Source organism: Clostridium kluyveri (genome assembly GCF_001902295.1).
Classification (GTDB): Bacteria; Bacillota; Clostridia; order Clostridiales; family Clostridiaceae; genus Clostridium_B; species Clostridium_B kluyveri_B.
This window is the reverse complement of sequence record NZ_CP018335.1, coordinates 240,142-260,762: the sequence shown is the minus strand read 5'-3', so window position 1 is coordinate 260,762 and position 20,621 is coordinate 240,142. Positions and strand designations below refer to the sequence as shown.

The 20,621-nt window shown below is 30.1% G+C and carries 20 protein-coding genes and 6 tRNA genes; all 26 read right to left on the bottom strand.

The genetic code is table 11. The features are described 5' to 3' along the window. Window positions 1-8: 8 nt before the first annotated feature. Complete coding sequence (gene lysS, locus BS101_RS01510) at window positions 9-1,517, bottom strand: lysine--tRNA ligase (protein ID WP_073537229.1); 1,509 nt, start codon at window positions 1,515-1,517, stop codon at window positions 9-11. A 17-nt stretch (window positions 1,518-1,534) separates the two neighbouring features. After that, on the bottom strand, window positions 1,535-2,014 hold the full coding sequence (gene greA / locus BS101_RS01505; protein WP_011988767.1) for a transcription elongation factor GreA: 480 nt from the start codon (window positions 2,012-2,014) through the stop codon (window positions 1,535-1,537). A 176-nt stretch (window positions 2,015-2,190) separates the two neighbouring features. Then, window positions 2,191-3,009, bottom strand: coding sequence for a hypothetical protein (locus tag BS101_RS01500; RefSeq protein WP_073537228.1), 819 nt, complete (start codon window positions 3,007-3,009; stop codon window positions 2,191-2,193). A gap of 60 nt (window positions 3,010-3,069) precedes the next feature. Continuing rightward, window positions 3,070-4,032, bottom strand: a complete 963-nt coding sequence (dusB, locus tag BS101_RS01495; protein ID WP_073537227.1) for a tRNA dihydrouridine synthase DusB — start codon at window positions 4,030-4,032, stop codon at window positions 3,070-3,072. An 8-nt stretch (window positions 4,033-4,040) separates the two neighbouring features. Further along, complete coding sequence (locus tag BS101_RS01490) at window positions 4,041-4,820, bottom strand: type III pantothenate kinase (protein ID WP_073537226.1); 780 nt, start codon at window positions 4,818-4,820, stop codon at window positions 4,041-4,043. A 151-nt stretch (window positions 4,821-4,971) separates the two neighbouring features. After that, on the bottom strand, window positions 4,972-5,355 hold the full coding sequence (locus BS101_RS01485) for a thioesterase family protein (protein WP_073537225.1): 384 nt from the start codon (window positions 5,353-5,355) through the stop codon (window positions 4,972-4,974). Window positions 5,356-5,496: 141 nt separating this feature from the next. After that, complete coding sequence (ftsH, locus tag BS101_RS01480; RefSeq protein WP_073537224.1) at window positions 5,497-7,299, bottom strand: ATP-dependent zinc metalloprotease FtsH; 1,803 nt, start codon at window positions 7,297-7,299, stop codon at window positions 5,497-5,499. A gap of 82 nt (window positions 7,300-7,381) precedes the next feature. Further along, complete coding sequence (gene hpt / locus BS101_RS01475; protein ID WP_073537223.1) at window positions 7,382-7,927, bottom strand: hypoxanthine phosphoribosyltransferase; 546 nt, start codon at window positions 7,925-7,927, stop codon at window positions 7,382-7,384. 4 nt (window positions 7,928-7,931) lie between these two features. After that, entirely contained in the window at window positions 7,932-9,320 is a 1,389-nt protein-coding gene (gene tilS, locus BS101_RS01470; protein ID WP_073537222.1) for a tRNA lysidine(34) synthetase TilS, read from the bottom strand. A gap of 178 nt (window positions 9,321-9,498) precedes the next feature. Beyond that, window positions 9,499-11,886 carry a stage II sporulation protein E gene (gene spoIIE, locus BS101_RS01465; RefSeq protein ID WP_073537221.1) on the bottom strand — a complete coding sequence of 796 codons (2,388 nt, stop codon included), beginning with the start codon at window positions 11,884-11,886 and terminating at the stop codon, window positions 9,499-9,501. Between the two features lie 261 nt (window positions 11,887-12,147). Next, a tRNA-Met gene (locus tag BS101_RS01460) sits at window positions 12,148-12,224 on the bottom strand. A 12-nt stretch (window positions 12,225-12,236) separates the two neighbouring features. Beyond that, window positions 12,237-12,312 (bottom strand) — tRNA-Met (locus tag BS101_RS01455). Between the two features lie 8 nt (window positions 12,313-12,320). Then, window positions 12,321-12,409: transfer RNA gene (locus tag BS101_RS01450), tRNA-Leu, on the bottom strand. Window positions 12,410-12,419: 10 nt separating this feature from the next. Continuing rightward, window positions 12,420-12,496 (bottom strand) — tRNA-Met (locus BS101_RS01445). 11 nt (window positions 12,497-12,507) lie between these two features. After that, window positions 12,508-12,583: transfer RNA gene (locus tag BS101_RS01440), tRNA-Met, on the bottom strand. An 8-nt stretch (window positions 12,584-12,591) separates the two neighbouring features. After that, window positions 12,592-12,680: transfer RNA gene (locus tag BS101_RS01435), tRNA-Leu, on the bottom strand. A 115-nt stretch (window positions 12,681-12,795) separates the two neighbouring features. Continuing rightward, the gene (locus tag BS101_RS01430) at window positions 12,796-13,206 is read right to left on the bottom strand and encodes a S1 domain-containing RNA-binding protein (RefSeq protein ID WP_073537220.1); all 411 of its coding nucleotides are present in this window, start codon (window positions 13,204-13,206) and stop codon (window positions 12,796-12,798) included. A gap of 179 nt (window positions 13,207-13,385) precedes the next feature. Then, window positions 13,386-13,658 carry an FtsB family cell division protein gene (locus BS101_RS01425; RefSeq protein ID WP_073537219.1) on the bottom strand — a complete coding sequence of 91 codons (273 nt, stop codon included), beginning with the start codon at window positions 13,656-13,658 and terminating at the stop codon, window positions 13,386-13,388. A 127-nt stretch (window positions 13,659-13,785) separates the two neighbouring features. Beyond that, entirely contained in the window at window positions 13,786-14,196 is a 411-nt protein-coding gene (gene yabQ, locus BS101_RS01420; protein WP_073537218.1) for a spore cortex biosynthesis protein YabQ, read from the bottom strand. A 31-nt stretch (window positions 14,197-14,227) separates the two neighbouring features. Continuing rightward, window positions 14,228-14,518, bottom strand: coding sequence for a sporulation protein YabP (gene yabP, locus BS101_RS01415; protein ID WP_073537217.1), 291 nt, complete (start codon window positions 14,516-14,518; stop codon window positions 14,228-14,230). Between the two features lie 63 nt (window positions 14,519-14,581). After that, window positions 14,582-14,827, bottom strand: a complete 246-nt coding sequence (locus BS101_RS01410) for an RNA-binding S4 domain-containing protein (RefSeq protein WP_073537216.1) — start codon at window positions 14,825-14,827, stop codon at window positions 14,582-14,584. A 97-nt stretch (window positions 14,828-14,924) separates the two neighbouring features. After that, window positions 14,925-15,200, bottom strand: coding sequence for an HU family DNA-binding protein (locus BS101_RS01405; protein WP_011988753.1), 276 nt, complete (start codon window positions 15,198-15,200; stop codon window positions 14,925-14,927). 412 nt (window positions 15,201-15,612) lie between these two features. Beyond that, the gene (mazG, locus tag BS101_RS01400; protein WP_073537215.1) at window positions 15,613-17,061 is read right to left on the bottom strand and encodes a nucleoside triphosphate pyrophosphohydrolase; all 1,449 of its coding nucleotides are present in this window, start codon (window positions 17,059-17,061) and stop codon (window positions 15,613-15,615) included. 13 nt (window positions 17,062-17,074) lie between these two features. Beyond that, complete coding sequence (locus BS101_RS01395) at window positions 17,075-18,610, bottom strand: putative polysaccharide biosynthesis protein (protein ID WP_073537214.1); 1,536 nt, start codon at window positions 18,608-18,610, stop codon at window positions 17,075-17,077. Between the two features lie 169 nt (window positions 18,611-18,779). After that, entirely contained in the window at window positions 18,780-19,331 is a 552-nt protein-coding gene (gene spoVT, locus BS101_RS01390) for a stage V sporulation protein T (RefSeq protein WP_011988750.1), read from the bottom strand. Between the two features lie 234 nt (window positions 19,332-19,565). Continuing rightward, window positions 19,566-20,591: a peptidylprolyl isomerase gene (locus tag BS101_RS01385; RefSeq protein WP_073537213.1), complete on the bottom strand. Its 1,026-nt coding sequence runs from the start codon at window positions 20,589-20,591 to the stop codon at window positions 19,566-19,568. Window positions 20,592-20,621: the final 30 nt, after the last annotated feature.

Genomic DNA, 20,621 nt, shown 5'->3' with positions numbered 1-20,621 from the left:
AATACTTTCTACTGTTGACTTGGCTTCATAGTAGGAAATAATATAACATCTCTTATAGAATAAGAATTTGTAAGAAACATTATAATTCTATCCAGACCTATCCCAAGTCCTCCTGTAGGAGGCATGCCTATTTCAAGAGCATTTATAAAATCTTCATCCATCATATAGGCTTCATCATCTCCTAGTTCTCTTTCTCTTATCTGCTGCATAAATCTTTCCCTCTGAACTATAGGATCATTTAACTCTGAATATGCATTACATACCTCTCTACCAAATATAAAGCCCTCAAATCTCTCAGTATATTTATCATTTCCTCTTTTCTTTTTAGTTAAAGGTGATATTTCAACAGGATAATCCATTACAAAAGTTGGTTGAATAAATTTATGTTCACAAAATTCTTCAAACATTCCCACTAATATATCCCCTTTTGTACAATCCTTTAATTCTTTTTTAAGTTCAATATTTTTTTCAACAGCAATCTTTCTAGCTTCATCATCACTTTCAACTTCACTAAAATCTACTTTCGTAAATTGTTTAACTGCATCTACCATAGTAATTCTATTCCAAGGAGGTTTAAAGTCTATTTCCGTATCCTGATATGTAACTTTTGTAGTGCCAAGCACCTTTTCACATACATATGCCAGCATATTCTCAGTTAACTCCATCATATCATTATAATCTGAAAAAGCTTCATATAATTCCATAGCTGTAAATTCAGGATTATGCCTTACATCTATTCCTTCATTTCTAAAATTTTTACCTATCTCATATACTTTTTCAAAGCCACCTACTATTAGCCTTTTTAAATATAATTCAGTTGCTATTCTTAAATACATGTCTATATCCAAAGCATTATGATGAGTTATAAATGGCTTAGCAGCTGCTCCACCAGCTATTGATGACAGTATGGGTGTCTCTACCTCTATGTAATCTCTACTATCTAAAAATTCCCTTATAGCTCTTATTACAGCAGTCCTCTTTAAAAAGGTATCTCTAACATCCTGATTTATTATCAAATCCACATATCTTTGCCTATATCTCAAATCCGGATCCTTAAGTCCATGCCATTTTTCTGGAAGAGGTTTAAGTGATTTAGCTGCAAGTTGAAAATCCGTAATATGAATTGATACTTCTCCTGTTTTAGTCTTAAAAACCTTGCCACTTACAGATAAAATATCCCCTATGTCATAGGATTTATACTCTTTTAATTTTTCTTCTCCTACATCATTTATCTTTATATATAGTTGAATTTTACCATATCTATCATATAAATCTGAAAATCCAGCCTTTCCATGAACTCTTTTAGACATTAGTCTTCCAGCCACAGTAACATCTGTGCCATCTAAAGTTTCATAGTTATCTTTTATTTCCTTTGAAGTATGGGTTCTCTCAACCTTATATACCTCAAAGGGATCTTTATTTTGCTCTTGTAAATTTTTAAACTTTTGTATCCTCTCCCTTATCAATTGATTGAAATTCTCTTCTAGTACATGTAAATTTTTTTCCTCTTTTGCCATTGACATTACCCTCCAAATTATCTTCTTATATTAAGTATCTTGTACTTACTAACTCCATCTGGGACCTGTATTTCAATTACATCCCCGGGTTTTTTTCCCACAAGTCCTTTGCCTACAGGGGATTCATTTGATATTTTATTATTAATAGGATCCGCTTCCGCAGACCCTACAATTAAATATTCTACTTCTTCATCTAAATCATAATCCTTAACTTTTACAATCGAGCCTATACCCACTATATCTAATGGAACTTCATCTTCATCTACCATGCTGGCATTCTTAAGCATATTTTCTAGTTGTACTATTCTACCTTCTACAAATGCTTGTTCGTTTTTAGCACTATCATATTCTGAATTTTCACTTAAATCTCCAAAGGAAAGAGCTACTTTAATCTTTTCAGTGATTTCTTTTCTCTTGACTGTCTTTAAATATTCTAATTCATTTTCCAGCTTTTTTATGCCTTCATAGGTCATAACATATTTTTTTAATCCGCTCATTTTATTCTCCCCTTTTAATAATTTATAAAAATTCTCCTATACCCCAGTAATGTCTTAAAATCTTTAATATACCTTGCCTTATTTACGCTAATTATCATTTAAGTAATTATAAAACAGCACTATTACAATGTCAACATTTTCAAAATTTAATTAAAATATTATAGATTTCAATATATCTATAATATTAATATATTTTTATTAAACTTTATTTTGTCTAAAAATATACCATTATAATTTAAAGATTTTTTTACATCTCGCTCATCCATCTGTGAAAGTATAGATCCTAAAAGTTCAAATGATACTTCTTCATATTTAAATTCCCAAGGAACTTTATAACTAATATCGTTTACTATATTATTACCACATGGTATATAGCTATTATCTACATACCATACATATTTATTATTATCTATAGTTATTCTTCTAGATGTTATTATAAAATCTGCATTTTTAAAAGAAAATTTTATATCAGAAGTAATTATAGGTGTAACTCCATAATTTGCTATAATATATTTGCTTATATTGTTTACTTTTGTGATCTTTTTAGATATAAGTATTATATATTTAGCTTCCCTAGATAAATAACATATAGTATCAAATAAAATAGGATCTGCAGCATCATAAACTGCCATACAACTACACCTTATACTCTTTTTTTTATTTCTGAGTATAATTTTAGAACTTTCCACAATACTAAAAGCCATTAACTTTTTCTGAAATTTACTATATAGAGTATAATCTAAATATCTATATACTTTAGGTGCCAATTCTATGTCTTTAATTTTACACATTTTTTTAGCTCTTAAAATATTACTATTATATGAATTTATATTAATATTAGGAGGAAATTTTACATTTTTAATTTTTAATTTCAATTCCTTTATGAAAAGCTCTTCTTTTATTCTCATTTTAAGTCTATCTTTTATATTTCCCCAAAAACTATTATCATCATAAAATTTAGCCATATTGGAATCAGCATATAGGATTGATTTCACATTTTATATTCTCCTTAAATTACTATACAATACTATATTATTCCTATATCAAATTAAAAATTACAACATAAATTTGTATTGATTTAAAATTTCAAGTACAATTTCACTGCGTTCTTCACAGTTAATTTTCTCTTTTATTTCCTTACTGTTTTTTAGACCTTTTATATACCACCCTATTTGTTTTCTCATTTCTCTCACAGCCTTATACTCTCCATTATAATAAATAGCCCTATTATAATGTTCTATGCACATATCTATTTTTTGCTGTGGAGTAGGATAGGTGACAGACTGGGAATTTTTATTCTCATATATCTGAGAAAATATCCATGGATTTCCCAAGCTTCCCCTTCCAATCATTATGCCATCACATTTAGTAAATTTAAAAAGTCTATTTGCATCTTCTACAGTAAATACATCTCCATTACCAATTACGGGAATTTTAATTGATTGTTTTACATCACTTATTATATCCCAATTTGCTTTACCGTTATACATTTGAGTACTAGTTCTCCCATGAATAGTTACAGCATCTGCTCCTGATTGTTCCATGACTCTAGCAAAATCTACAGCATTTATACTCTCAGAATCAAAACCAATCCTCATTTTTACAGTTACTGGTTTTAAAAATGCTTTTTTTACTTCTTTTACTATTTCTGATGCAAGCCCTGGATTCTTCATAAGTGCAGAACCTTCTCCATTTCTTACTATCTTAGGAGCTGGACAACCCATATTTATATCTACAATACAAATATCTTTATTTTCATTAAAATAATCACAAGCTTTAGCCATTATGATCGGATCATTCCCAAATATTTGGACTGCTATGGGTGCTTCTACCGGAGATACAACTAACATATTTTCTGTAGCCTTGCTGCCATAAAATAAAGCTTTTGCACTTATCATCTCAGTATAAACAAGTCCACATTTAAATTCTATACACAATTCTCTAAATGCCCTATCTGTTATACCTGCCATAGGAGCTAAAAATACATTGTTTTTAAATTCTATCTCTCCTATTCTCATTATCATACCTACTCTTTGTTCTTTTCATAGATTAATCTAAGCCCTGTTAAAGTCAATACAGAATCAATTATATCTATGGATTTTGTTCCTTCATTTATGAGTTTAGCAAGTCCTCCTGTAGCTATTACCAAAGGTTCTTCTTCTCCTAAATCCATCATTTCCATTTTCATCTTTTTAACTATATAGTCCACCTGACCAATATATCCATATACTATACCAGATTGCATACTAGAAACCGTATTCTTTCCTATAATATTTTGTGGTCTTATTATCTCTACTCTCGGAAGTTTAGCTGCCATCTCAAAAAGAGCAGAAGAAGATATTTTTATGCCTGGACATATAGCTCCTCCTAAATAATCTCCTGCAGATGTAACCGCACAAAATGTAGTAGCTGTTCCGAAGTCTATAATAATTAGGGATCTATTATAAATTTCATGGGCAGCTACAGCATTTACTATCCTGTCAGCCCCTACTTCCCTTGGATTATCATATTTCACATTTATGCCTGTTCTTACTCCTGGTCCCACTATAATAGGACTAACTTGAAAATATTTTATTATCATATGTTCTAATGAATACATAATAGTAGGGACTACTGAAGATATTATAGAACCAGTTATATCTTCCGGTTTTAATTTACTTTGGAGGAATAAATCTATTACCTGAACTCCGTATTCATCTGCTGTTCTTTTAGAGTCTGTAGATAATCTCCAAACTGATATAAGCTCTCTGTTATCATAGACCCCTAAAACAATATTAGTATTTCCAACATCTAAGACTAAAATCATTAAACATAACACCACCTTTGACTTGTTTATCAATATATACATAATTAAAGAGCAGATTTTCCACTGCCCCAAAACATTAATTTCTCTCAAATTAACAATTTAATTGTATCAATAAAATTTTATTTGTCAAGATTAAATAACAAGCTATACTTTATTGTATTTTCTTCATAAAATCCTCACTATTTACTATATATCTAGTATGAGATCCTTCTCCAATCTTTCCACTTTCATCCCAGGCCTCAACATAAAAAACTAATTTTTTTCCCTTAACTTCCTTTAGAGATGCTTCGCATCTAACCTTAGCCCCAACTGGAGATGCTTTAATATGTTTTACATTTATTTCTATTCCAACAGTAGTATATCCTGTAGGCAAATGAAGATCTACACTATTTTTAGATGTATTTTCCATAAGAGCTATCATAGCTGGTGTGGCAAATACATCTAAATTACCTGATCCTAATTTCTTAGCTGTATTATTATCAGTTACATGCATTTCCATGGTAGAGGTAATGCCTTCTTTTAGATTAAATTCCATCACAATCATCTCATTTCATTTAGATTTATAACAACACACACATGTTTATTATATCACTGTTGCTTAAATTTTAAAATTATAAAAAAATAAAATAAAAAACTCCGTGAAATGCACACAGGGTTTTTTATATAATATACAAAATTAAGCTTGAGCGAATATTTCCTCAAATTCACTTGCTTCCAATTTTTCTTTTTCTAAAAGTCTCTCTGCCACAGCCTTAAGTCTATGCATATTTTCCGAAAGAAGTTTTTCAGCCTTATCATATCCTTCATCTATTAATTTTCTTATCTCCTTATCTATTTCAAAAGCCACTTCTTCACTAAAATTTCTTCCTTTTCCTAAATCTCTTCCTAAAAACACTTCATCATGACCTGAACCAAATGCAATAGGTCCCAAATCACTCATACCATAATCCATTACCATCTTTTTAGCTATAGTAGTTGCTCTGTCAATATCATTTTTAGCTCCTGTACTTATATCGCCTATAACCAATTTTTCTGCTACTCTTCCTCCAAGAAGTCCTACAATCTCATCTTTAAGCTTAGCTTTTGAGGTATAGGCACTATCCTTTTCTGGAAGATGCATTGTATATCCTCCTGCCATTCCTCTTGGTATTATACTTATTTCATGTACAGGGTCAGCATTAGGCAAAAGTTTCATTACCACTGCATGACCTGCTTCATGGTAAGCTGTAAGCTTTCTATCTTCCTCATCGATCACTCTACTTCTTTTTTCAGGACCTGCTATTACTCTAGTTACCGCTTCCTCTAATTCATTCATGCCTATTAAATTCTTATTATTTCTAACTGCCAAAAGTGCAGATTCATTCATAAGATTTTCTAAATCCGCACCTGTGAACCCAGGTGTTCTCTTAGCCAGAACATCTAACTTTACTTCATCTGCTAAATGTTTGTTTCTAGAATGAACTTTAAGAATTTCTTCTCTGCCTTTAATATCAGGTGCTCCTACAAGTATTCGCCTATCAAATCTTCCTGGTCTTAAAAGTGCAGGATCTAATATATCAGGCCTATTTGTTGCAGCTATCATAATTATTCCTTCATTAGCTCCAAAGCCGTCCATTTCAACTAAAAGTTGATTCAAGGTTTGCTCCCTTTCATCATGTCCTCCACCAAGTCCTGCTCCTCTTTGTCTTCCAACTGCGTCTATCTCATCTATAAATACTATACACGGAGAATTTTTCTTCGCCTGATCGAACAAATCCCTTACCCTTGAAGCTCCTACACCAACAAACATTTCAACAAAATCTGAACCTGATATGCTAAAAAATGGCACTCCTGCTTCACCAGATATAGCTTTAGCTAAAAGTGTCTTACCAGTTCCCGGAGGCCCCACAAGTAAAACCCCCTTAGGAATTCTAGCTCCCATTTCTATATACTTTTTAGGTTGTTTCAAAAAATCCACTATTTCTGCCAATTCTTCTTTTTCTTCATCTGCCCCAGCTACATCTGCAAAAGTTACCTTCTTCTTATCTGGTGTAGCCATTTTAGCTCTACTCTTACCAAAATTCATAACATTTCGATTTCCTCCGCCACCTTGAGATTGCTGCATAAACATAAACCAAAATGCTACAAGCATAAGTATTAAAAGAATTGTTGGTAAATACTGTACCCACATTGGTATTGTAGCGGGTTTAAGATATATCTCTTGAACTTCTCCCTCTTTAGGGTGCTCACCTATAAATTGAAATAATCTTTCAGATGGAACTACTGTTTCATATGTTGTTCCATTTTTCAAACTACCTTGAACTGTCATTTTATCTTCTCTAAGCTGAAAATTTTTAATATCATTACTTAACCAATACTTTTGGAAATCACTAAAACTAATGGCTGTTGAATTTTCATTGGTTCTTACCAACCACAATGCTGAAAGAATCACTAATATAAAAACTATAACCCAGGCCGTTGCACTTGAAAATTTTTTCATTAAAGGCCCCCCTCTCTTTCTAGTTTTATACTGTAAAATTGTATCATAAGTAAAATTCCTTTACAATAAGTTTTAATACTAATTATTTGTAAATTTCCTCTTTTAATACACCAATATAAGGAAAATTCCTGTACTTTTCTGCATAATCCAATCCATATCCCACCAAAAAATAATCTGGGACCTCAAATCCTATGTACTTGGCTTCAACTTTAACCTTTCTTCTTTCAGGTTTATTTAAAAGGCACGCTATTTCTATACTCTTAGCTTTCCTGCCTTTCAAATATTCAATCAGGTAAGACAAAGTCGTGCCTGAATCTATAATATCTTCTACTATCAATATATATTTATCCTCTATTTCAAAATCTAAATCTTTTAATATTCTAACAACTCCTGAACTCTTTGTAGAACTTCCATAACTTGAAACCGCCATAAAATCCATGCTACATGGAATAGTTATTTCTCTAAGTAAATCTGCCATAAAAGGAACTGAGCCCTTTAATATGCCTACAAGCATTAACTCTTTCCCCTCATAATCTTTACTTATCTTTTTCCCTATTTGTTTTACTTTTTTCCTAATTTCACTTTTGTTAATTAATATCTCCTTAATGTCGTCACCCATATTACTCATAATGTTATAGTTCCTCGCTTTCAAACTTTATAGCCAAAATATTCTTAGTGTTTTTATCTACCTTAAAAAGTTCACTTATTCTATATCCAACAATCCACCCAATGTTATCTCCAAAACATACTAGGGGAATTTTATCCCTCTTATCTTTAGATATCTTTAAATCTATAAATAAACTCTTTAATTTCTTATTTCCAATCATTCCAAGCGGTATAAATCTATCTCCCTTCCTTCTGTTCCTTAATATAATACTCCCTTTTATTTTATCATAATCAAAATACTGAATAAATCTATCTTTTTTATAATATGCATATTCTTTTAATTCAATTAAATTTATATAAATTTTAGACTTAATATCAGTAATATTGTTAAATCCCATTTGTAATACATACTGTACCTCACAATTTTTCATACATTCTTTTATATATTTTTTTATTATTATATTTCCATAATTATTTAATGCCACCAAATTGTGAGGTAACATTATTTCTTTACCTGTAGAACACTTTTGAACATTTATTATACTGAAAATGTGGATTTTTTCAATATCTTTTAAATTTCCTTCCACAGCTTCCAGGGACATCCTAATTATTCTAACTAATACAGCTTTATCCTCTAGAAATGCCTCTTTAAATATTATAACCTTTTGTGCTTTTATTTCACAATATTTTTTAAATTTTTCCCGAGAAATATAATTCAAATAATCATTATCTATTTTTATTATATCAGAAAGCCTATTTAACACCGTAACTATATCCTTATTAAAATTATTTTGTATATAAGGTATAAGCTCTAATCTTATTTTATTCCTTGAATATATAGTTTCCAAATTAGTCTTATCAATTCTGGGATGAAGATTATTATTATCACAATATTTTTCAATTTCATCTCTGGTAATACGTATTAAAGGCCTTACAAAAACATTATCTCTCACAGGATTTATACCAGTTAAACCCTGTAGACCCGCCCCTCTCATAATTCTCATTAGAACAGTTTCTGCCTGATCATTAGCATTATGAGCTATAGCTATTTTTTCAGCTTTTAATTCTTTCTTTAATTCTTCAAAAAATTTATATCTTACTTCTCTTCCTGCACTTTCGCAGGATATTCTTTTTTCTTTGGCAATATAATTTACATCCATTTTTAAACTTTTAAATTCAACAGATAAACTTTCACAAAATTTTTTTACATACTCCTCGTCCTTATCCCCTTCTTCTGCTCTTAAACAATGATTTACATGAGCTGCATATAAAGTTATGCCTAATCTATTTTGCAGAACATATAACATATGTAATAAGCATATGGAATCAGGCCCTCCTGACACAGCTACTATTACCTTATCACCTCTATTAAACATTTTATTTTCTTCTATAGTATTAAGTACATTTTCTATCAACAACTACACTTCCCTAACTCTATTTAATTTTTACAGCATAAGTGTATTTACTGTAAAAATTATCATCTCATTTATTATCATAGTTACTGTTCATTCAACAACCCAATTATAACATAAACACAGTACTTTTTAACCTGCATTAACATAAATCTATATTTTGAACTACTTATAGAATACTTCAATAAAGAGTATAAACTTTTTCCACTATTACTGTCATGTCATCTTTTACCTTTCCTCCAGATAATTCTTTGGATTTATCCATAATTTTCTCGCACATGTCCTTAGGCTCAGTACAATCTAACTTCCTTAAAAATTCTATCATCCATATAAAATTACCTGCTGATTCACTATTATAGTCAATTACGCCATCACTGACCATTATTATAAAATCCCCATTCATTACAGGTTTGTTTATTATATCTATATCAGGTTTATCTAATATACCTATAGGGAGTGTCTTTGACTTTATTACTAAAATATCTTCTCCTCTCTTTATAAAACTAGCTGTAGCTCCAACTTTCATAAAATCTATTTCTCCCTTATACAAATTTATACTGCTCAAATCTAACGTAGAAAATTTTTCATCTTCAGTAAATTTGATCCCCATAATAGAGTTAACTGTATTAATAGCAGTCATCTTATTAAAACCTGCCTTTGCAAATTTCTCTATAAGTTCAACGGCAGCACTGCTCTCTTCTCCAGCCTGAGGTCCAGAACCCATTCCATCACTTATAATTGTCATATAAGTGCCATCCGGTAGTTTACAAAAACTATAACTATCTCCATTATACTTTTCTCCATGTTTACACTGACTAATCACATGAGTGACAATATGGTACTTTGGAGTTTCTTCAAAAGTTACACTACAACTGTTAGCTGAAAAATTTATATCACAACTATCTTTACTTAAGGCCATAAGCTTCCCAGTTATATTATTAATTAAAGGTAATATTTTTTTTATACAATCTTGTTTTCCTCCGCAGACCTCCATAGATAAATTTATAACTAGATGTTCATTTTTATCTTTAAAACAAAATACATCCTTGTACCTTATATTATTTTTGTTTAAGATCCTCCGTATATTATTTTCTACTGATGTATTAAACCTCACATCTAAGTTTAAATCCTGTACTATCTCACCTACAGTTTTTCCCATATTGCCTATTTGATATGCCAATAGCTCCCTACATTCACTTAATCTACTCTTCCACATCTCGTCTACAATATAATTATTTACAATCTCTTTAGTATTCTTTAAAAGCAAAGTTCTCCGAGTACATTTTTTTTGTAGTTCCTCTGGAATAAACTTTTTATTTTCCTGGTAATTCTGTATTAATTCTAAAAATGCATTATAAGTATAAAAAGTTTCTCTCTTCCAGCACATATTATTCATATCACAATTTGAACAAACTCTATCTGCTAAATTTTCTATAAGTGCGCTACTCTTAGTTTTCATAGTAAGCTTATTATTACTAGCCAACCTTGAAAGAACAGAAGATATATCATTAAGTACATGAGAAAAACTATCAAGCCTATGCATAAAAATAGATTTGATTTTATCCGCATAATTCTCCTTTAAATGTTCTTGTTTCTTTTGCCAATCCAATTCTAATTCTACTTTTCTATATATACTCTGTGGTATTCCAAAATATATAATACAGCTTATAAGTACTTCTATTATTTTAAACTGAGAACCTATATTAGAATACATCTTTAATACAGCAAATCCTATGATATAACCTGCGCCACTCATCCATTTACCTGTTTCTCTAAATAAGCCTGATATAAGTCCGCATAACCCATAGACTGAAACATAGGTCATCATATCATTAGATGTCACTCCTATTATTGTACCCATAGCTACACCACCTGCAGCACCCGAAGCACTTCCTTTTACATAACCCAGTATAAGTATAAAAGTCAATGCCACTACATTCCTAATAGATACACCTTGAATAGTCGTTCCCCAAGTACCCGCTATAATTAATGAAGTAGTTATGGACATGCTAATTATTTCTTCACTACTATAAAGATGCCTAGTCTTTAATTGATTAAAACATATTATAGAATAATTAATAATAAAATATAATGGGAATATACACATAATTTCAAACATAGAATTTAAAATAGCTACCCCAGGTGAAAGATTAATTGCAAAAAATTTATAAGCAAAAAGCTCTAAGAAAGTAACAGCAAAAAATAAAATTAACTTTTTAACTTTAATACTATTTTTTAATATATAATTTAAAGTTACTAATGTAACAGTTACTATACAATAAGAGGGAAGATATTTTATATTTCCATATATTGAAATATATCCAAGCAATGTACCAATTCCTGTTACTAATGCAGGTTTTCTTTTTTCACATAAAGCCATAGATATAAAAAAAGCTATGCCAAAAGGAGCCATAAGATTTACCATCATGACCCTAGATACTAAAAATCCACACAAAAAATAAAATATTAGTTTTACTATATTTCTTAATTGTTCAAATTTACGCTTTTTTTCTTCACCCTTTAACTTTTCTGTTCTTTGATAAGTAACAACCTCTACTCCATATTGCATTATTATACCACCCACCTTATAAAATTACTGTTATTAATTATAGCAGTAATGAATGGAAATAAATGTCATAACATGAAATAATAGTATATTTTTTTTAGGACAATAATGTCCAAGTTTCTTATCAATTTTCACTTTGATGTAAATATATATAAAAGCTATATTTATATTTTACATATAAGACCCATAAAACTCAAAATATTTTAAATATATGACCCAAATACTATATAATCATAAAAAAGCTTGCAAAAATTTGCAAGCTACTGGTAGCGGAAATAGGAATCGAACCTACGACACTTCGGGTATGAACCGAATGCTCTAGCCAACTGAGCTATTCCGCCTTATATACAATTTGGTTGCGGGGGAAGGACTTGAACCTACGACCTTCGGGTTATGAGCCCGACGAGCTACCAACTGCTCCACCCCGCGCTATATTTTGGTGCTGAAGACCGGAATCGAACCGGTACGGGTTTTAAAGCCCGCAGGATTTTAAGTCCTGTGCGTCTGCCTGTTCCGCCACTCCAGCAAATTTAAAATGGTAGCGGAAATAGGAATTGAACCTACGACACTTCGGGTATGAACCGAATGCTCTAGCCAACTGAGCTATTCCGCCTTATATAATTTTGGTTGCGGGGGAAGGACTTGAACCTACGACCTTCGGGTTATGAGCCCGACGAGCTACCAACTGCTCCACCCCGCGCTATATTTTGGTGCTGAAGACCGGAATCGAACCGGTACGGGTTTTAAAGCCCGCAGGATTTTAAGTCCTGTGCGTCTGCCTGTTCCGCCACTCCAGCGATAAAGTCTCAATTTGACGACATAAGTTATTATATATGATAAATATTTTATTGTCAACCATTTTATGAAACTTTTTAATTTTACAAAATAATAAAGAGGCACCAGCCTCTTTAACTAATAATTAGATGATTTTTTGTACCCTTTGCCCTTTGAATCCTGATGCTTTTTAATATCTTGAAATCTCTCTTCACTATCTTTTAAGAACTTAGATAATCTATCTTCAAAACTGCCTTGATTATTTCTGGTTTTTTCTTTTTGCCAGTCTATTTCCTGTGGTTTTAAACTTTTTTTATCCTTTTCTGCTTGTTTCATAGATAGACTTATCTTACCATTATCATCAATAGAAATTATTTTGACTCTTATCTTATCTTTTTCTTTTAAATAATCTCTTATATTTTTAACATAGGTATCTGACACTTCAGATATGTGCACTAATCCTGTTTTACCATTAACGTCCACGAATGCTCCAAAACTGGTAATATTAATCACTGTACCTTCTAGTATGCTTCCTGCCTTTAAGGTCATATTAAAAAGACTCCTCCTTAAAAATAATACTATATAATATAATCTTCTTCTTCCCCTTCAGAGTAGGACTCCTTGGATCCTTCCCTGAAATTTTTTCTAGTTCCACAACAATTTATCCTCCATAATTTCTGTAGACACTTAAAATTCTACTTTTATTATTTATTATATATTGATGACTATTAATTTTTTTTGTCTATTACAGGAGTTTCACCTTCATTAATAAGACCTAATTTTTCTCTAGCTAACTTTTCTATGTAAGCATCAGATGTAGACATCTTAACTTCATCCTGTAATTTTTGATTTTTTTGTTTCATCCTAATCTCTTCAACTTTTCTCTCAGTAATCTGTTTTTTTATATTATACATAGTAATCTGTTGACTTACAAAAATATATACCACATATAGAATTATTAATAAAAAAAATATTTTTTTCCATTTAATTCTTACTTTCATTAAATAATCACCAATTTTCTATGATTTAAAATATCTATAGTATATACTTTTTTCAACAAACATTAATAATCCATTAACTATAAAACATCATATTTATATTGTAATTTGATTTTTCATTTTCTTCAAGTTAATTTTTATAATTTTTTTTATTTTTTCTCGCGATATTATAAATAAGGTACTGGAATGGATAACATAATATATTTATAATTATCCTAAAAATCCTTCCCCACACTTTAAATAGGCTCTTGTGAAATTTTACAAATATATTGCTGAAAAATTTCATATATATATATATTCCTACTGCTAATAATACATATGCATACATACCCATATATGCATAATTAGTATAAAGTAAAAACACGAATACAATTATAGCGGTAAATATCCAAAACAGAGTATCTTCTATGAACATTATTATTTTACTTAAATTAGAGTATCCTCGTATTAACCTATAAAAATCAAATAATATTCCGGTTATTATTCCTGCCATAATACTAAATATTATAAGTCGAATTTGTTCTCCTATTGATATAATCATAGTAACCCTTTCCTAAATAACTATATCTTTATTATTTAAATATCTTTGATATTAGATTTTGTCTCTTTTTTTTGGGTTCACTGCTTGTATATACACAGGCATTTATAACTCCTATAATAACAACATCGCCATTTTGTACATCCAACTTATTCATTTTCAGATCTTTTCCTTTTATATTGAGGGTTCCAAGATTAGTATTTAAAACTATTTGGTCTTCATTAAAACTGACTACTTCTATAATACCCGTTAAAATTAACTTCCTCCTACTTTCAAGACTCAGAAGACTCTTCTTATGTTCTATATTTATTTCTTTTTTCTCCATAAAACATCCCCTCCACATATAATAAATATATGTGAGCTGAATAAATTATATTACCATATATTCTTAACCTGAAATTATTTCATACATATTTTGAACTTCTTCTTTTTTAACATGATTTTGAATATCCAGAATCTTTGCCTTTAGAGATCTATTTGCATATTTAATTTCTATTATATCTCCTTCTTTAACTTCCGTACTAGGTTTGGCTATTTTACCATTTATAGTAACTCGTCCGCCTTCACAGGCTTCCTTTGCTATTGTTCTTCTTTTTATTATTCTGGATACCTTAAGATATTTATCCAATCTCATATTTAATCCTCCTGATCTAATACTTATTTAGTTTGTTATATCATATATTTAAAAGGAAAAGCCCGGATTTTCATCCAGGCGTTTTGTATAAACTATACTATTTATTTACTTTATCTCTAAATTCCTTACCAGCCTTAAATACAGGAACTGTTGATTCTGGTATGTTTATCACTTCTTTAGTCCTTGGATTTCTTCCAACTCTTGCAGCTCTTTTTCTTGTTTCAAATGTCCCGAACCCTACTAATTGAACTTTCTCTCCTTTTTCTAATGTCTCCTCTACACTTTCTATGAATCCCTTTAAAGCTGCCTCTGCATCTTTTTTAGTTAACTTGGATTTTTCTGCTATACCAACAATTAATTCTGATTTATTCATCTTTTTACCTCCTCTTATTTTTATAGATAAAAGTACACAAATATACATACCTATACTATAAACGAAGCTTTGGCTATTCTTAAATTAAATTTTAAAATTAAAATTTAATTTAATCAACAAATACAGGTTCACCCTTATATTTTATGATAATTAACATTTATTATCAATGTATGTTGAGAATGCCTAATTTAAATACATTTGTATTATTTACAAGTATCAAATTACAAAATATGTGGATGAACCTTAAATACACTTAGATAATATACAAAAAATATTTACCATTTATTTATGTATATTTGTACATATCTTTAAAATTGTTATTGCTTTCTGAATTACTAAACATATTTTTTATATAGGCATATTAGCATATTCTATACATAATTAAAAATTCCTTCTTTTTTATACAAAGTATTTAAAACTTATTTTTGGCTTCCTCCCAAAGTTCATCCATTTCATCCAAAGTCATATTTGCCATATCTAATCCATGTTCTCTAGAATTTTTTTCTATATATGCAAAACGCCTTATAAATTTCTCTATAGTATAATTTAATGCAAACTCGGGGTCAATGTCAAGGAATCTTGCAACATTTACACATGCAAATATTAAATCCCCTATTTCTTCTAATATTTTTACCTTTTGTTCACCTTTATATACCTCTTTGACTTCATAATATTCCTCTAATACCTTATCTAAAGCATATTCAACTTTTTCCCAGTCAAAACCTACCTTTGCGGCTTTTTCCTGAACCTTAAAAGCTCTCATTAAGGCCGGTAAAGTTTTAGCTACATGTCTGAGTTCATCTGTATATGTTTTTAATCCTTGTTCCTTTTTCTTTATTTTATCCCAGCTTGCTAGCACCTCCTTAGAATTATCAATTTCCATATTTCCAAATACATGTGGATGTCTCTTTATCATTTTATCACATATAGCCCTAATTACATCATTTATATTGAAAAAACCTTCCTCTTTTCCTATTTGACAATGAAAAATCACCTGTAATAATACGTCTCCTAATTCTTCTACTAATTTTGTATCATCTTTTTCTTCTATGGATTCTATAACTTCATAACTTTCTTCTATAAGGTATTTTTTTAAACTATCATGATTTTGTTCTTTATCCCACGGACATCCTGTTTCACTTCTTAATCTTTCCATTATATCTAACAAATCTTTTAAATCATAGATGATTTCTATACCTTTAGGTATATAAACTGAAGTTAAATAATCTATATCACTTTGTCTGTCAAGCTCATATAATTTAATTTCCCTTATACTTTCTATTCCTTCAACCCCCGCAGCTCTTATAAAAAATATATTTGTATCATCTTTATAATAATCCATAAGTGCCAACTTTACCTCTGATGCAATTAGCCTATCATATACCTGTGTTATTATTATTCCTACTCGTTTATCCATCAGATGACTTTTTATATCAAAAGCGTCTATTATTTTTATTCCTTCAACTACATTTATTTTTAATCTTTCCATAATTACATCTATAAAACTAACTGAAGGTATTACTTTTACATCTATAGCTTGCTTTTCGCACAGTTTTAACAATAACATAACAGATTTTTCCGCTACCAGTGGATGACCTGGTACCCCATAAACTATTTCTTTAAATTGTTTTTCTTTAAATATTAAATCTTTTACAATATTACTATATACATCTTCAAATTTTTTTTCTTTTTCATATACATAATCATAAGTTTCAAAATTAATGCCTAACTGTCTTAAATAGCTTACCGTAGGGTGTTTTTCTGTTCTTAAATAAATTCTATCTGTATTTTTTAGTATATCAATAGTACCCATGGTAAGGGAATCTGGAGAACCAGGACCTAATCCTACTACTTTAATCACTTGTAACCTCTCCTTATTTCTTTAAAAATTTATCTTTTATATAACTATATTTAAATATGCCAAATACAACTATAAGAGGCACATATATAATTAGACCTGAAATAATAGATAAAAAACAGGCTATTCTGCTGCTCATGGTATAATTATAGACGTACCAATATATAATTACAACAGATCCTATCATAAAAAAAGAAGCAAATGCTGGTTTAACCATAGTCTGGAAATAATTCATATTTATTTTTAACTTTTTACTTAAAAATACTATATTTAAAACACATGTTACCGCATATCCTCCTATACTTCCTAAAATTGCTCCATAAATATTTATAGAAGGAACGGGTACCATAGATAAAGTTATAATTATTTTTATAATGCATCCTACAGCTAAATTAAATACAGGTCTAATATAATATCCTACTCCCTGCAATATAGCTGTGGATGTCTGCACTAATATTATAAATGGTATAGATAAGGCTGAATATTGTAGTATATTAAAGCCTGCAGACTGACCAGGAAATATTAGATCTAAAATTGGATATGCCAAAGTATATAATCCTAACATGGATGGGAATGCAATTACATTAGAAAGTTTAAAGGATAGATCTACTTTGTTTATAACATCAACCTTTTTATTTAATATATGGGATTCTGCAATTATAGGCATTAGAGAAGCACATAATGCAGAGGATAATGTTAAGGGTACATTTATTAATATAAAGGCTTTCCCAGTGAGTTGTCCATATAATATGGCAGCATCCCTATATGTAAATCCCGCTTCTAGTAATTTTTGGGGTACCAAAGCTGAGTCTATAAGACTCATTATACTGCTTACAGCCGCTCCCAGAGATACTGGAACTGCTATGTATAGTAATTTAGTCAATATTTCTTTATTATCTGATACTTTAAATACCTTTATCTCTTTTCTCACATGAACATATTTAATTATTAGATATATTCCCCCAAATAGTCCTCCGGCAGCAGCTCCCAATGCCGCCCCTCCTGCGGAATACTCTATGCCTTTAGGTAAAAGTAAATATGCAAGTCCAACTCCTACCAATATTCTTCCTATTTGCTCTACCACTTGAGACATAGCAGTATAATTCATATTTTGGAGTCCTTGAAAGAATCCTCTAAAAGCACTCATTATAGATATAAACATAGGTGCAAATGCAATTGCTACTAGAGAATAATAGGATTTTTTATCCCATTTTAAAAAATGTATAATAGGGTCAGAAAATATAAGAAGTATGGCCGTAAAACCTGTCCCTAAGACAAACATTAAAAGTACGGATTTTTTAAATACCTGAATTACTCCCTCATAATCCCCTGTAGCATTTCTTTCGGATACCATTTTAGATACTGCTACCGGTATGCCTGACGCCACCGCAATAAAAAACATATATAATGGAAAAGACATCTGATAATATCCTACACCTTCATCTCCAATAAGCATTTGAAGAGGCCATCTAAAAAATAGACCTAAAAATTTAGATATTATACCCGCTATTCCTAATACAACGGTTCCTTTTATAAGCGATTGTTTTTTCATAAATATACCTCCAGCTTACTATATTACCAAACAATTTATTTCCCTGTTTATAATTATTTAAAACCAGAGGCTATTATTACTTTAAGTGAATATTTTTTATATTTCAGTCAATAATGTCTTAATATATCAATGGATAAAAATAAAATGGCAGCTTTGCTGCCACTATTATCTATTGTTCCATTTGCTTTCCTAAAAAGGATGATGCAGTTTCGGCTAATTTAATTTCCACATCCCCAAATTCAGCTTCTTCTTTTGACACTATTATTACAGCTCCAATTGCATCTCCTCCTGCTATTATAGGACATATAACCTGAGCTGAATACTTTCCTTCTATGTCCTCATCATCATATAACGGAATAATCTGATTTTCATTCCTACATGTTGATACTGTCCTTCTATCTTCTATAAGTTTTTCTAGTTCAGGACTTATTTTCTTTTCTATATATTCCTTTTTTGGTGTACCAGTTACGGATACTACGCTGTCTTTATCACAAATCATAACTATATGACCTATAGTCTGCTGAAGTGATTCTGTATACCCTTTTGAAAAATCACTTAACTCTCCAATAGGAGAATATTTTTTCAGTATGACTCCTCCTTCTCTGTCTGTAAATATCTCTAAAGGATCTCCCTCCCTTATTCTAAGAGTCCTTCTTATTTCCTTTGGTATAACAACTCTACCTAAATCGTCTATTCTTCTAACAATTCCTGTTGCTTTCATACTTAATTGATTCCTCCTTAAAAATTATATATAACTTGTATTATTATTATCTTTCTAAACATGAAATTTTATACACAATTGTTATTTAAATTAGAAAAAACTTAAAAAAAACTGTAATAATACATACTACAGTTCTTTTAAAGCTTTTTATTCTAAAGTTATTTTCCAAATAAATTTAGAACATTCCAAGTTAAATATAAGTTTTTCTAAGAATCACTTGATATGTAATCTCTTCTATATAATATTTTTCTCTTTTTTAGTTATGGTAGAAGCTTTTTTCCATTCCTGAATTTTTTGGGAAACTAAACTGTTCTTTTTATCACTTTCAAGTTGTGTTTTTATCTGATCCTTAACTGCACTAAGAGCCTTAACTGGATATTCTTCCTTTTTTATACACTTTATTATATGATATCCAAAACTACTTTTAACTGGTTTTGATATAGCACCTTCTTTTAATGCCAGAGCTCCTGCCATAAAATCAGCATCAAATCCTGAATTATCATAATTTACAGTTCCTAAATCTCCACCGTTATCTTTACTAGCTGTATCTTCCGATACTTCTTTTGCAACTTTTGCAAAATCTTCTCCATCATCTAATCTCTTTTTTACTTTCTTGGCTTCATCTTCAGTCTTTACCAGTATGTGAGCCAAATGCATCTTATTAGGTTGTTCTGTATATTTACTCTTATTGGCATTATAATAATCTTCTATTTCCTTATCTGTTATTTTTATATTTTTTGAAATACTCTCAGTTACTTTTTCCAGAGTCTGCTGAGTTCTCAACTGAGATAAAAACATAGCTTTAAATGATTCTTCAGTAAATCCCTGTGCTTTTAATGCAGTATTAAATTGTTCTGCATCATCATTAAAATTCTGTTTCTTAAGTTGTGCAATTTGAGTCTCCATATCAGATTTAAGTTTAGTCTCATCCGGTAAAAGTTTCAATTCCTTAGCTTTTTGTGCAACTACCTTATTTGTAATTAAATCATCAAGTATCTGCTCTTTTTGAGTCTTTATAGTATTAACCGCATCTTCATTTTCTTTATAGTTTTCCCCATATTGCTGCTTAACTTGGGCTATTAATTGTATTGTATTTGGATCCTTATCTAGATCACTTCTTGTTATCTTCTCCCCATTAACCTCTGCTACCATACTCTTAGCTATGGCCTCTGGTGTTTTCTCTATCATATTGCATCCAGTTACTGAAAATATAAATACTGCTATAAGTGCAGTAACCGCCAACCTTCCTATATTTTTCACAGTTTATTCCCCCACTTTCTTCAAGTTTTA

What these genes read in the sequence shown, in the direction of transcription:
- greA (WP_011988767.1), bottom strand. Translation starts at nt 2,014, where the DNA reads ATGAGCGGATTAAAAAAATATGTTATGACCTATGAAGGCATAAAAAAG.
- yabP (WP_073537217.1), bottom strand. Translation starts at nt 14,518, where the DNA reads ATGGAGAAAAAAGAAATAAATATAGAACATAAGAAGAGTCTTCTGAGT.
- BS101_RS01490 (WP_073537226.1), bottom strand. Translation starts at nt 4,820, where the DNA reads ATGATTTTAGTCTTAGATGTTGGAAATACTAATATTGTTTTAGGGGTC.
- yabQ (WP_073537218.1), bottom strand. Translation starts at nt 14,196, where the DNA reads ATGATTATATCAATAGGAGAACAAATTCGACTTATAATATTTAGTATT.
- spoVT (WP_011988750.1), bottom strand. Translation starts at nt 19,331, where the DNA reads ATGAAAGCAACAGGAATTGTTAGAAGAATAGACGATTTAGGTAGAGTT.
- BS101_RS01410 (WP_073537216.1), bottom strand. Translation starts at nt 14,827, where the DNA reads ATGAGATTGGATAAATATCTTAAGGTATCCAGAATAATAAAAAGAAGA.
- hpt (WP_073537223.1), bottom strand. Translation starts at nt 7,927, where the DNA reads ATGAGTAATATGGGTGACGACATTAAGGAGATATTAATTAACAAAAGT.
- BS101_RS01425 (WP_073537219.1), bottom strand. Translation starts at nt 13,658, where the DNA reads ATGAAAGTAAGAATTAAATGGAAAAAAATATTTTTTTTATTAATAATT.
- spoIIE (WP_073537221.1), bottom strand. Translation starts at nt 11,886, where the DNA reads ATGCAATATGGAGTAGAGGTTGTTACTTATCAAAGAACAGAAAAGTTA.
- BS101_RS01430 (WP_073537220.1), bottom strand. Translation starts at nt 13,206, where the DNA reads ATGACCTTAAAGGCAGGAAGCATACTAGAAGGTACAGTGATTAATATT.
- BS101_RS01395 (WP_073537214.1), bottom strand. Translation starts at nt 18,610, where the DNA reads ATGAAAAAACAATCGCTTATAAAAGGAACCGTTGTATTAGGAATAGCG.
- dusB (WP_073537227.1), bottom strand. Translation starts at nt 4,032, where the DNA reads ATGAGAATAGGAGAGATAGAATTTAAAAACAATGTATTTTTAGCTCCT.
- ftsH (WP_073537224.1), bottom strand. Translation starts at nt 7,299, where the DNA reads ATGAAAAAATTTTCAAGTGCAACGGCCTGGGTTATAGTTTTTATATTA.
- BS101_RS01485 (WP_073537225.1), bottom strand. Translation starts at nt 5,355, where the DNA reads ATGGAATTTAATCTAAAAGAAGGCATTACCTCTACCATGGAAATGCAT.
- BS101_RS01405 (WP_011988753.1), bottom strand. Translation starts at nt 15,200, where the DNA reads ATGAATAAATCAGAATTAATTGTTGGTATAGCAGAAAAATCCAAGTTA.
- lysS (WP_073537229.1), bottom strand. Translation starts at nt 1,517, where the DNA reads ATGGCAAAAGAGGAAAAAAATTTACATGTACTAGAAGAGAATTTCAAT.